At 47.2% G+C, this 11,923-nt stretch carries 11 protein-coding genes; 8 read left to right on the top strand and 3 right to left on the bottom strand.

Annotation, left to right across the window (positions count from 1 at the left end):
- Positions 1-66 precede the first annotated feature (66 nt).
- The 4 genes from SPB21_RS17400 (at position 67) to SPB21_RS17385 (ending at position 5,229) form a co-directional block, all read left to right on the top strand.
- Positions 67-2,154 (top strand): ABC transporter ATP-binding protein, encoded by a 2,088-nt coding sequence (locus SPB21_RS17400; RefSeq protein WP_499061625.1) that lies wholly within the window; start codon positions 67-69, stop codon positions 2,152-2,154.
- A gap of 92 nt (positions 2,155-2,246) precedes the next feature.
- Positions 2,247-3,245: an Npun_R2821/Npun_R2822 family protein gene (locus tag SPB21_RS17395; protein WP_006515657.1), complete on the top strand. Its 999-nt coding sequence runs from the start codon at positions 2,247-2,249 to the stop codon at positions 3,243-3,245.
- 14 nt (positions 3,246-3,259) lie between these two features.
- Positions 3,260-4,198 carry an Npun_R2821/Npun_R2822 family protein gene (locus SPB21_RS17390; RefSeq protein ID WP_163669375.1) on the top strand — a complete coding sequence of 313 codons (939 nt, stop codon included), beginning with the start codon at positions 3,260-3,262 and terminating at the stop codon, positions 4,196-4,198.
- Positions 4,199-4,239: 41 nt separating this feature from the next.
- Complete coding sequence (locus tag SPB21_RS17385) at positions 4,240-5,229, top strand: hypothetical protein (protein ID WP_499867281.1); 990 nt, start codon at positions 4,240-4,242, stop codon at positions 5,227-5,229.
- A 6-nt stretch (positions 5,230-5,235) separates the two neighbouring features.
- Here SPB21_RS17385 and SPB21_RS17380 read toward each other — a convergent pair whose 3' ends face one another.
- Together SPB21_RS17380 and SPB21_RS17375 are read right to left on the bottom strand one after the other, a co-directional pair.
- A complete protein-coding gene (locus SPB21_RS17380; protein ID WP_163669379.1) occupies positions 5,236-6,036 on the bottom strand; it encodes an N-acetylmuramoyl-L-alanine amidase in 801 nt (266 codons plus the stop codon).
- A 195-nt stretch (positions 6,037-6,231) separates the two neighbouring features.
- Positions 6,232-6,876: a MotA/TolQ/ExbB proton channel family protein gene (locus tag SPB21_RS17375; protein ID WP_163699470.1), complete on the bottom strand. Its 645-nt coding sequence runs from the start codon at positions 6,874-6,876 to the stop codon at positions 6,232-6,234.
- A 629-nt stretch (positions 6,877-7,505) separates the two neighbouring features.
- On the opposite strand from SPB21_RS17375, the gene SPB21_RS17370 reads away from it, so the two are divergent.
- Entirely contained in the window at positions 7,506-8,138 is a 633-nt protein-coding gene (locus SPB21_RS17370; protein WP_163669383.1) for a LabA-like NYN domain-containing protein, read from the top strand.
- 62 nt (positions 8,139-8,200) lie between these two features.
- A complete protein-coding gene (gene lptC, locus SPB21_RS17365; RefSeq protein ID WP_163669384.1) occupies positions 8,201-9,355 on the top strand; it encodes an LPS export ABC transporter periplasmic protein LptC in 1,155 nt (384 codons plus the stop codon).
- On the opposite strand, the gene SPB21_RS17360 is transcribed toward lptC, so the two are convergent.
- The gene (locus SPB21_RS17360) at positions 9,324-10,601 is read right to left on the bottom strand and encodes a D-alanyl-D-alanine carboxypeptidase (RefSeq protein WP_499867280.1); all 1,278 of its coding nucleotides are present in this window, start codon (positions 10,599-10,601) and stop codon (positions 9,324-9,326) included. The genes lptC and SPB21_RS17360 overlap by 32 nt on opposite strands.
- 178 nt (positions 10,602-10,779) lie before the next feature.
- Here SPB21_RS17360 and SPB21_RS17355 point away from each other — a divergent pair, with 178 nt between their 5' ends.
- Both SPB21_RS17355 and SPB21_RS17350 read left to right on the top strand, forming a co-directional pair.
- The gene (locus tag SPB21_RS17355) at positions 10,780-11,445 is read left to right on the top strand and encodes a cofactor assembly of complex C subunit B (RefSeq protein WP_163669388.1); all 666 of its coding nucleotides are present in this window, start codon (positions 10,780-10,782) and stop codon (positions 11,443-11,445) included.
- A gap of 59 nt (positions 11,446-11,504) precedes the next feature.
- A complete protein-coding gene (locus SPB21_RS17350) occupies positions 11,505-11,774 on the top strand; it encodes a YciI family protein (protein ID WP_499867279.1) in 270 nt (89 codons plus the stop codon).
- Positions 11,775-11,923: the final 149 nt, after the last annotated feature.

The following is an 11,923-nucleotide window of genomic DNA, read 5'->3' as shown; positions in this document are numbered from 1 at the left end:
TTTAAACAATATCCATACATACGTATTCAAAGTTATATTTCTTAAGCGTCGCCTGCCTACTTATTCATGTCTTCCACCCGCTTATTACTTCAGTCGGTTCTCAGATATCCAGTTCTGTTATTTTTTACGATATTACTGGGTTTTTCAGGGGCGCTATTTAATGGTGTAAGCACCTTGTTGATTGTGCCAATCTTACTGGAGCTGTTAGGGCAAGCGGCGCAGTACGCAAGATCTCTACCGCCGATTTTGCAGCGCTTTATTGGCATATTTGATGGCCTGCCTGACAATGCGCGTTTACCGGTGATGGCGTCCGCTGTAGTCGGTGTCATTGTTCTTAAAAGTCTTTCGGCCTATGCCAGTGCTCTGACAGCTGGCACATTGAATCGAAAACTAGCGATGTCGCTGCGGCAACGGGGACTTAGGCTGCTTTTAGATGTGGATTTAGGGTATTTTGCCAGGACTAAAATTGGAGATCTGATTAACCAATTAAACGTTGAGGTGAATCGCACCACCATTGCCATTCGAAATTTGGTGCGCATCATGGTAGTGATCATTACGATCACGGTGTTTTTGATCTTGTTGCTGCTGACTTCTTGGCAGCTGACGCTGATTTCAATCGTGACACTGGGGTCGGTTACCCTGCTGAATCAGTTTGTCGTTAAACGCTCCAAGTCCCTGGGTAAAGAACTGTCTAAAATCTCCAAGGCGTATTCTTCGCGTGTGTTTGAGATTTTGTCGGGTATTCGTTTGGTGAAGGCAACAGCCAATGAAGAGCGAGAATATCAACGTTTAGACAAAATTATCGTCGAACGAGAAAGCGCTGAGTTTAACTCCCAGCTGATTTTTGCGGGTATTGGTCCTTTTAACGAAATTATTAATATTCTGGCGTTGATATTGATCACTGTACTGGGTCGAATGGCCTTTAGTAATCAGCTTGAGGTATTTTCATCGTCGTTGCTGACATACCTGATTATTTTATTTAGAATGCTGCCTTATATTGGTCAGCTCAATAGCCAACGCAGCACTTTAGCGAATACTTCGGCCAGTGTTGAGGTCGTGACTGCCTTGCTCCGGCGAGATGATAAGCCGTTTATGCCTCGGGGCGCTCAGCCATACCGAACTTTACAGGAAGGTATTCGGTTTAACCAGATTCGATTTAGCTACCCAGGCCATGATCAGGAGGTTTTGCAGGGGATTGATCTGTTTTTGCCAAAGGGGCAAACCCTAGCTTTAGTCGGTTCTTCAGGGGCAGGTAAGTCTACATTGGCGGACTTATTACCCCGATTTTATGATCCCACCCATGGGTCAATTGAGTTGGATGGTGTGGATCTGAAGACCATAGATATACATAGCTATCGTTCTAACTTAGGGATTGTCAGTCAGGAAACCTTTTTGTTTAATGCGTCTGTGCGGGAAAACTTGCTATACGGTCGCCCCGATGCCACAGACGAGGAACTTAGGGCAGCGGCTAAGCAGGCCAATGCCTATGAGTTTATCGAGAACCTACCCCAAGGCTTTGAAACCATGATTGGCGATCGCGGTGTATTACTGTCTGGGGGACAGCGCCAACGGTTAGCCATCGCTAGAGCCCTGTTGCAGGATCCTGACATTTTGATTTTGGATGAAGCGACGAGTGCTTTAGATACGGTCTCGGAACGGTTAGTCCAAAATGCAATTGATGATCTCAGTCGTGGCCGTACCACGCTGGTTATAGCCCACCGTTTGTCCACTGTGCATAAAGCTGACCAAATTGCGGTCCTAGATCGAGGCAAAGTAGTGGAATTAGGGACCCATACTGAGCTATTGGAGAAGAGAGGGGCCTATGCCAAACTCCATGCGATGCAGCTGACTAAAAGTATTCGTGAGAATGCCAATGGCAGTGGCACCCTTGTGTCGAATGTTTTGCCTGTTTACCGTAAGGCGATTGGTAAGTCATCCTATGAGTTGCGATCGCAGCTAAACTCCATGATTGGTCTGCTGGCGTTGATCCAGGACGATGTTGATGACCCCTATGAGCAAGCAGAGCTGATGGTTCATGCCCAGAACATCGCCATTGACCTGCTCAGTGTTGTGGAAAATCTCGAATCCATTAGCACACCTGTGAGTAAATCCCAACAAACCGAGGCGTCTAGTCCAGCACAATCCACCCCGTGATGCTGACAGGTCTGTTTTCTCTAGCATTCCATCTTGTCTGACCCTGTATTTTTAATGTGATTTTTTATACTTAATTACCCACTGGACGTCCTATGAAGCGCGGCATATACACCCTGGCAAACGATGTAGTTTACGACCAGTTGGTCGCTTTACTCAACAGTATTGAACAAAATTCGGGGCATATTCCGGTCTGCGTGATTGCCTACAACGACCAGATAGAGAAGGTTGCTGCTGAAGTCGCCAAGCGAGAGAATGTATCTCTGCTGAATGACTCTGAACTATTTAAATTTTGGGAAAACTTTTCACTACGGGTATGGCAAACCCATCCAACGGCGATACAACAGTGGAAAGCGTCAGGTGTGAAAACCCAATTTTATCGAGTGGGAGAAAACCATCGCTATGTTTCCTTTGACCCGGCGGCTCCCTTTGAAGAATTTATTTATCTAGATGCTGACACGTTGGTAATGCAGCCTCTGGACTTTATGTTTGAGCGTCTAAACCGTGCCGATGTCGTGGTTTATGATTTTCAGTTCAAAGACCTCAGCCACATTTTTAATGTCAATTCTGACAAACTGACCACGGTACTGTCCGAGGAACGACTCAAGCGTGACATCTTTTGTTCTGGTTGCTATGCCTCTAAGCGCAGTCTATTTTCTGAAGCAGAGCTGGATCATGTGGTAGAGACCCTGGCCCAGGGGAATTCAGATGTGCTGTACATGGGAGCGCCCAATCAATCGCTGCTGAACTATATGGTGCAGATTAATGATCATACTGTTCACAATGTGGCATTAGAGTGGCGTGCTGAAGGCAAAGCGACGGGAAATGCAGTTTCATCGAAACATTTTGAAGAGAAAGACGGTCTGGTTTACGACGACGGTAAGTTGTTGAGCTATCTGCATTTCATTGGGCTGTCCTCAAAGATATTTCGTCGCGTTTGTGGTGGTGAAAACCTTGATTTTCCGTATCGTAAAACGTTTTTGCACTATCGATATTTACATGAGCCCATGCCAGAGTTTCAGGGCAAACCCCAGCAATATAATCAGCCACCGTCCCTACAGAAACGACTGATGAAAAAGATTGGACTTACCTGAAGGGAGGACTATTGATGACTGGTAAGAGAGGTGTGTATATTGTTGCGAATGAGAAGGTGGGGGACAATGCGATCGCACTCCTCGCTAGTCTGCGCCTTCATGATCCGGATGTACCGGTATATATGATTCCGTTTAACGATGACTATCAATCGCTGTTTCAAAAACTAAATACACTTTACCAAGTGCAGCTCTTTCCAGATCTAGCTTTTCTTGAGGCGTTTACCCAAAAAATTAGCGAGATTTTTCCCCGTGATTTCTTGGCACTCCCCAATAAAATGCGCAAGTTAGCAGCCTGGTTTGGGCCGCTGGATGAGTTTCTTTATATAGATACCGATATTCTTTTTTTTGAGCCAGTTTCTGATACCCTCGCCTATCTAGATCAAGCAGATTTTATTTGTTGTGATTATCATTTCAAGGGTCGTAAACTGCGTGATGTGTTTTCGCCCAGTGTGATTGAACGAGGCATTTTTCCTGAAGATATTGTCAATTCTGTTTTTAATAGCGGTCTCTGGGGGGCTAAAAAAGACACCATCACCCTTCACCAGATGTATCAGCGTTTAAGCGAATGTGCCCAAAATCGCGATTATTTTGATTTTTCGGGGGGCACAACAGACCAGCCCATCATGAATTATCTGGTCCTCAACAGCATCGATACACGGCTCAACATTGTTCAAGTGAAGGCTGATGAGCCCGGCAGCTGGGGAGGGATGCAACACTTTGTATCCCGAGACCATGCTCTCTATGATGGCGATACACGGCTGCGTTATTTGCACTGGGCGGGCACACCGATGAGATCGGGGGGGCCTTATCGAGACCTGTGGGAATATTACCGCTACCTCGATGATCCGGATGGTCGTCCGTTAGCTGGCAAGTCCCCATCTCAATTACAGCGTCAACCGATCCGCAAACTTAAACAAGCAATCGGTCGGTTGGCTAGACGGATGAAGAAATAACGTTTCACCCATAGTGGGCAGTACCCACCCTAAAACGACCTATGAATCTTCCTCGCTGTTCATTGTCCATCATGGTGGCTCGCACCGATATTCCATTCATGATGGAGACGATTCCCCACCTGGTGCACACTAGCCATTATCCCTTTGTGGAGCGGGTGTTGTTTTTAGATACGGCCCCTTTGACGGGGGATAAAGTGGGGCGACCCGGCATTGGTACCTTAGAGCAACTGCGGGATAACTGTGCCCAGCTGATGGAAATGGGGGTAGTGGATCGGCTGGTTGATATGGACTATGACAACGCCTATCGTCAGCGAGTCTATCAAAAGCACTTTGGCTCTGTGCCTAAACCCACCCACAACTGGAAGGGCTATCCCATTCTGGGCACAATTTTCTCTTTAGAAGAAACGGTGGGTGATTATGTGGTGCATTTTGATAGCGATATGCTGCAGCATCAGCAGCCTGGCCACAGCTGGATTACTGAGGGCATAGAGCTAATGGACAAGCGACCCGATGTGTTGTTTGTCAGGCCTTTATCGGGGCCACCACGGGCTGACGGTACCATGAACCAGCGTGTGCCCTATGAACAGGACGATGGGTTCTATCGGTTTAAGTTTTTTGGCAGCCGTGCTTATCTGATTAAAAAGCAAAGCTTCGATGCATTTCTACCAATTCCTGTCCTGTGGATGGACTATAAAAACGAATGGCTAAAGCAGTTACCACCCAGGGTGCTGACCTGGTTAAATTACTGGACCGGTCGTGGCAAGTTAGATTCTTGGGAGGTGATGATTTCTCGGGAGCTTGAACGCACTCACGGTTGGCGGGCAACACTTTCAAATCCTGATGCCTGGACGCTTCATCCTGTGGTACGGAGCCAAGATTACATTGCCGCTTTGCCGCAAATTATTAATGCCATCGAACAGGGGGAATATCCTGCTGGCCAAGAAGGCTATTACGACCTCAACCTCGATCTGTGGTTAAACAAAGTTGTAGGGGCGCACAGCCGTGCGCCCCTACAACTAGAGGATTCCTAATCTTGTCTACGCCGCTCGACTAGGATACTGGTGCAGATATTCTAAAAAGTGAGCCCAGTTAAAGCTGCGGGGATCCTGTCGAGAACCTGAACGATCAACCGCTGCATGGGTGGTAATCCGTGCCTCAGGAATTGTTGTCTGGGCCATTAGCCAGGCTAAGGACTTATACTGCGCATCCGTATAACCACTGTGGGTAGAGGCATTATCCTGGCCATCGGAGGGGGTGACTAAGGAAATGTGATACGCAAAGTTATTGACAGATGACGCAAACGCGGGATTCGTCACAGCGGTTTCAGGACCGTTGGGCCCCTCAAAGACAGAGTTACCTGCGCCAAAGGCCCGTTTTTCAGGAGGGACAACATAGATAACCGTGCCATCGCGGTCAATGATGCTGTGGTAACTCACCTGGTCTTCGTCCCGTGGGTGATACGTTTGAAAGGTATTAATCGCACTGTTGGCGCTCCATACAGTTTCGTGAAGCACGGCCAAAAATTCATGGTTGAGGGGCTGACCATAGGCATCGACATCATATCGTTCGCCATAGTTCGATGGGTCAGCCAGTTCTACCCGCTCAAGGGGTCTATAGGTAGGGTTATTTTCCGCCGTGTATATGAGCCCATGGTTAGCTGAGGGCACGTTAGCTCCTGTCGGCGCTACTTCTACGGTGTAAGAGGGGGCTGCTGCTGCTATTCCCTGGGGTGGCCCAAAAAATACTTTGTAGGTCGTTGCCAATACCATTGTCACTACCATGGCTAAACAAAACGCGCCTACGTATACCCCAATTTTGAACCAACGACGATCACCCATGAAAGTTTTTAGGAAAGAACCGGATGGTGAATTTGTATGTGCTCATTAAGGTAATGCCTGAATGGCCAATACTTCAAAGAATATTACTCATTTTTTCTAGAATATTGGGTTTGTTCCGATTGTTGAAGTAGCCAAATGAGCAAATTATCTAAATTTGTTGAGGGTATTTAGGCAAACCGTTGATGTTTGGACAGCTTAGCGGTTCTGACGATGCATAAACTTTCGATAATACTGTCGATAAGCGATTTCAATACGGCCACCATAATCTGCGATCGCAGCCCGCTGCCGACGATATAACCCTTGAAAGACATTGGCAAAGAACAGAGTCACCATGGCGACCACTAAGCCAAGGGCTGTGGAAATCAATGCTTCGCCAATGCCTGCTGTAACACCGGATGCCCGAGCCGTACCCACATCGCCAATTTGCAAAGACGACAGGGCCTGAATCAACCCTAAAATAGTGCCCAGTAGTCCCAATAAGGGGGCGAGACCAATGACGGTTTCAAACACAGTACTAAACCGCTTAAGCATCGGGATCTCTGCTTGAGCCGCGCTCTCTAAAGCCAATTTAAATTCATCAGGGGTGGCCTGCTCTAGGGACAGCGCCGCCAAAAAAATTCGCACCATGGGTAACGACGGCTGCTGCTTTAGTTGTTGAATCGCTGCCTTAGGCTGCTGGGCATAATCTACTAGAAACGTATTGACCACACGTTCCTGGTGCTGAGAAATCTGCCACCAAAACCAGCTCCGCTCCAAAATTAGAGTCACTACTAAGATTGATGCGACCAGTAGTGGCCAAATGACGACCCCACCAGCCTTAAAGAGTTCTGAAATTCCCACTAATAGCTCCCTGTTGGTTTTTGGCAGTTTTTGCTATTTATAAAGCAAAAAAACGAAGCTTGCGATCGCAATCGCTATTTATCGGCATATTGCAGCTTAATCCATGATAAGGCTCGATAATACTGACATTTAAATGCTGACATTGAATACCTCAGCGGTAATAATCTGCGTTTATGAGCATTTCAAGACATGTGCTTTTATATAGCATTTTTAACCCTTGTAAACTTATTTGCCAATGACTTTTAGTTAGGTGTCAAAACCTATTATTTTCACGTCAGGATTTCAATAAATACCCACTCAATTTTTAATCACATTTATTTTCTACTTCTTGAGAAGAAATTAAGTTACAGCCATATTGCTTTCATCTACAAATGCCTCATGTATGATGAAGTCAAGCCTTTATTTAATGGCGTGTGTACTTTGATTGGTGGGTTTAAAGGACAATTCAAGACAGGCTAAAAGTTGTGCATGGCTAAGTAATTATTCGCTGTGTTTCTTCCCCTAGGAGCCCTTTGTAAACTCTTGACAAAATATCCCTCAATTGCCCTTGAATACTGGGGGTTCGTTAAAGGGCAATACTAACCACAAGTTAGGGGTGTAAATCATAATAAATTGGATAGGATTAAATCATGTTGAATCACCGTAATACCCTCAGTCATGACACTGGATTTACGCCAGAGCAAGTATTAGAAAATCGTGGTAGGGTTGCCATTTTTATTGATGGTTCGAATCTGTTTTATGCAGCGCTTCAGCTTGGAATTGAAATTGACTACACCAAGCTGCTATGCCGATTAACCGCAGGCTCTCGATTGTTTCGTGCTTTTTTCTATACAGGTGTTGATCGTACTAATGAAAAGCAGCAAGGGTTTCTGCTGTGGATGCGCCGCAATGGATACCGAGTCATTGCCAAAGATTTGGTACAGCTGCCTGATGGGTCTAAAAAAGCTAATCTAGATGTTGAGATCGCTGTCGATATGATGGCCCTTGTCGGCTGTTACGACACAGCTATTTTGGTGAGTGGTGACGGAGATTTGGCCTATGCGGTTGATGCTGCTAGCTATCGTGGCGTCAGGGTAGAGGTGGTCAGTTTGCGCTCTATGACCAGTGACAGTTTGATCAATGTATCTGACCGCTATATTGATTTAGACGGTGTCAAAGACGATATAAAAAAGACTCCACGCAGCCACAGCAATGGCTATACCTATCGCCCACTCACTGGTTTGAGCGTTATGGAAGAAGAGGCAACCAGTGAGCCGGGGTAAGAGCCGTTATCCGTTAGGATGATCTGGGTGACTAGATTATGTACTGGCACAACTAACGCTGTATGAATAAATGGTATCGGTTTGCGGTGATTGCGGCGTTTGTTGCTGTGATAGTCGTAGCTGTACGAACTTGTCAATCGTCAGGAGATACCCTGCAAAGTCTTCAAAATCAGGACGGCACTGAACAAACCGAAGCAGAACTAACGCTTAAAGATGTCACCCTAGAGCAGCCTGACGAGAATGGTGGGCTGCTTTGGCGTGTGAAGGCAAAAGCAGCTACCTACAGTCCCGATCGTCGATTAGCTAGCGTGAAGTCCCCAGAGGGTGAGCTTTTTCAAGACGGAAAGTTAGTATACCGAGTCAAAGCCGATCAGGGGGAAATCCGAGAAGATGGCAAGTCAATATTTTTGCAGGGCAACATTGTCGCCACTAATCCAGACAATCAGCTCACGCTCAATGGCAATAGTTTGGAATGGATCCCCGCAGAAGATCTACTGTTAGTGAGAGACCGTATTCGTGGCGATCATCCCCAGCTCAAAGCCACAGCCCAGGAAGCCCGACTATTTAATAAAACTCAGCGTCTGGAGTTACTCAACGGTGTGGTTGCTAAAACTCAACAAGAGCCTTGGATTGGGTTTGAGTCAGACAAATTAGTATGGCAGCTAGATGCTGAAAAACTCGAAACAGACACCCCCCTAAAGGTAGAGCAGTATGTCTCTGAAGATGATTCTACGGTGACTGATCGCTTAGTGGGTAAGCGGGGAGAGTTTGACCTGGCACAGCAACAAGCCACATTACAGCAGCAGGTACAGCTCAACGCATTTGAAATTCCTTTGCAAACCAATAGTGATATCGCTGTTTGGGATGTGGAGCCAGGTATTATCACGATTGATAAGCCTGTACGCATTCAGTATCCCGAGCGAAAAATCACGGCTAATGCTAATCAAGGCCGTCTAAATTTGATCACTGAGATTCTTGTCTTAAATGGCAACGTTAGATCCGTCGATCAAACCAGACAATCCCTGTTAACGGCTGACCAGCTCACTTGGAATATCAAGACCCAGGATATAGATGGGCAAGGCAATGTGAGCTATCGCCAGCAGGATCCTGCTGCCACGGTGAACGGTGATCGTGCGGTCGGTAACCTAGAGCGGCAAACGGTGGTCGTTACTGGTCGCAATGTCGTCACTGAGATTGTGCCTGAGGCGGTTGAATAATCTCATTGCGTTTAGGATCGCCTAAACGGTACGGCTCTTGATTGAACTGTAGTGTAGCCTTAATGGGATTGGGAACTTGATTCGCCTTACCCCACTGTTTTTCAAGGGAAGCTAGCAACCGATCCTGACGGGCACGCAACGTTTCTAGCCCTGAGCCGTAGTTAATAATGGCAAACCAGACAATACCCTTTTGCTCAGTGGGAAAAGCCCCTGCCAGCGCGCTAACCACGGCTAGGCTCCCTGTTTTGACTGAAGCATTGATGGGTAACGTACGGTCGATCAAGGTGCCCGTGTCGGTGCCAGAAACTGGAAACAGGTCAGCGAAGTTGAGATTGTAAGGCTGTAGTCGGTTCTGAATTGCTTGCATAAGTATAATCACGGCACGGGCTGAGAGTTGATTGTCTTCTCCCAAGCCCGAACCGTTAATCAGACTAATTTCACCAGGAGTGACTCCCGTCTGCTCGGCAATTTTGACCACATTGGCTGAGCCACCGGATAGATTAGCGATCATCTCGGCCATCACATTGTTGCTGTAGATATTCATCGCTTTCAGAATCACTGCTAGCGGTAGTGACTTGTGGCGTACCAACCAGCCTGAGGCCTGATTGATGGTGGGTGCTGCAGAGGCTATCTGTACTGGTCCTTGGATTTGCAGTGTGGGTTTAGGGGTGCCGGGTGGCAGTGTGGCGTATTGTTTCTCTACTGCCCAGCCCCAAGTAACAGAGTTCATGGCCTGTTTCAACATTTCCCCTGATGCCAATGGGTCTGTGTTGAAATTCATTACAAACTGATCAATGACAATTAAGCTACCCGTGACCTGTTGAATACCAAGCTGCTGTAGTGTATTCCCCAGGGCAATTCCCTCTTCCCAAACAAATAGGGGATCGTAGGCCCCTTTGATAATGAGATTGCCCTGGAGGGTGCCGTTGGTGATGGTCCCTTGCCAGCCGATAAAGGTTTCGAACTGATGATTGACGCCATAGGTCTCAAGGGCAGCTAAGGTGGTGGCCACTTTAGTTAAGGATGCTGCCGGTAAGCGACGAGATTCTTGGTGACGAGCCACTGGATAGCGCCCCACATCGACGGCCACACTTTGCTGGCTAGCCGTAAACCCCAGACTCGTTAGGTCTGCTACATAGCCATTAAGGATGGTCTCAGCGACCGGATCGGCTGCTAGTTTTTGCTGGAGCCATGGTGATTCCCAGGTCGGTCGGATATCAATGTCGGCGAAGTTGATGCTGCCCATTGGTTGCCAAGGACGGGGACCAATGAGAGCGGAGATGAAGGCTAGTTGGAAAAGCCAGTTCACAGCAGTAGAGTATCAGCAGTTTTACTGGCTAAAGATACACTAGTAATCGACTAAAGGCAGTAGTTAATTGACGGGTTTATCTTAAAGATACCCATGGGCAATCGGGAGATAGGGGATGGCTAAAGCAGCAAATGATAACCAGTGGTTGCGGCGATTACCGCTGATTGTAGGCAGTGTGGGCGGTACGTTGCTTATGCTAAATCGGCTGTTAACCCCCGTTGTGACTGACTCCCAGGCGCGTGCTGATGTGGTGGGTGTCTTTTTAAGTGCAATTTTGATTTTGACAACATTGCTGTGGCGTCAAATTCAGCCGGTACCACCAGAAGCTGTGATTTTAGAAGGGGAAGAAGGCTTTGAGTTAGCAGATGGTCTGTCGGAAGATGTTGCTACTGAATTGGCCTGGGCTTCTCACCTATTGCTGACCAATACGGTTACTCGTTCGTTGGTGGCTTACTACGATGGTCAGACATTGATGCGGCGCGGTATTCTTGGTCCCAATAAAGAGGTTGAAGTTGGCCCCATTATGGAGCGTACGCTGACTAGAAAACAGCCGGTTTATTTGGTGAATCTTAAACTTTATCCTGGTAAGGTTGAATTCAATTATTTGCCTGAAAACACCCAAGGAATAATTTGCCAACCCATGGGGGAAAAGGGGGTACTGGTTTTGGGGGCCAATGCGCCTCGCAGCTACACTAAACAGGATGAAAGCTGGGTTGAGGGCATTGCCGATAAGCTAGGGGCCAGTTTGGATACGCAGGCTACTCGTGAAGTGAAGGCCTGAGGCGATGGTCTTGTATTCTGTCTATTGTGCTAGTGAACAGATAGCAGGAGTAAAGAGCCATGGCCAAGTTTGTGATGTGGGGGAGCTACTGTGAGAATGCTCTGGAGAAACGCACCCCTTATCGTGCAGATCATCTCGCTGGACTGCAAGCACAAAAAGAAAAGGGCGTGTTGACCTCGTTGGGGCCAACAGCCGACAACAGTAAAGTGTTCGGTACCTATGAAGCTGATGATGAGGCCATAGTTCGGCAGCTAGTGGAGAATGATCCTTATTGGGTTAATGGTATTTGGACCGAGTACGAAGTGTACGAGTGGAATAAAGTCTTCTAACGCTGGCATCGGTCGCTGGCATCGGTCGCTGGCATCGGTTGCTGACATCGGTCCAATGGCTCAGGATATTGTCTTCGTCTTTGTTTGATTGTTAGGCATTTGGTTAATATGCTCAGTTGTTGTCTAGTGCGCCTGTTATAGGCACACTA

Origin of the sequence: Leptothoe sp. ISB3NOV94-8A (genome assembly GCF_043421595.1) — a bacterium.
In the GTDB taxonomy this organism is placed as follows: Bacteria; Cyanobacteriota; Cyanobacteriia; order Phormidesmidales; family Phormidesmidaceae; genus Leptothoe; species Leptothoe turfae.
The sequence above is the reverse complement of the archived record's forward strand: the minus strand, read 5'-3'. Positions and strand labels throughout refer to the sequence as shown.

Coding starts and splice junctions, on each gene's coding strand:
- SPB21_RS17400 (WP_499061625.1), top strand. CDS start 67: ATGTCTTCCACCCGCTTATTACTTCAGTCGGTTCTCAGATATCCAGTT.
- SPB21_RS17395 (WP_006515657.1), top strand. CDS start 2,247: ATGAAGCGCGGCATATACACCCTGGCAAACGATGTAGTTTACGACCAG.
- SPB21_RS17390 (WP_163669375.1), top strand. CDS start 3,260: ATGACTGGTAAGAGAGGTGTGTATATTGTTGCGAATGAGAAGGTGGGG.
- SPB21_RS17385 (WP_499867281.1), top strand. CDS start 4,240: ATGAATCTTCCTCGCTGTTCATTGTCCATCATGGTGGCTCGCACCGAT.
- SPB21_RS17380 (WP_163669379.1), bottom strand. CDS start 6,036: ATGGGTGATCGTCGTTGGTTCAAAATTGGGGTATACGTAGGCGCGTTT.
- SPB21_RS17370 (WP_163669383.1), top strand. CDS start 7,506: ATGTTGAATCACCGTAATACCCTCAGTCATGACACTGGATTTACGCCA.
- lptC (WP_163669384.1), top strand. CDS start 8,201: ATGAATAAATGGTATCGGTTTGCGGTGATTGCGGCGTTTGTTGCTGTG.
- SPB21_RS17360 (WP_499867280.1), bottom strand. CDS start 10,601: ATGGGCAGCATCAACTTCGCCGACATTGATATCCGACCGACCTGGGAA.
- SPB21_RS17355 (WP_163669388.1), top strand. CDS start 10,780: ATGGCTAAAGCAGCAAATGATAACCAGTGGTTGCGGCGATTACCGCTG.
- SPB21_RS17350 (WP_499867279.1), top strand. CDS start 11,505: ATGGCCAAGTTTGTGATGTGGGGGAGCTACTGTGAGAATGCTCTGGAG.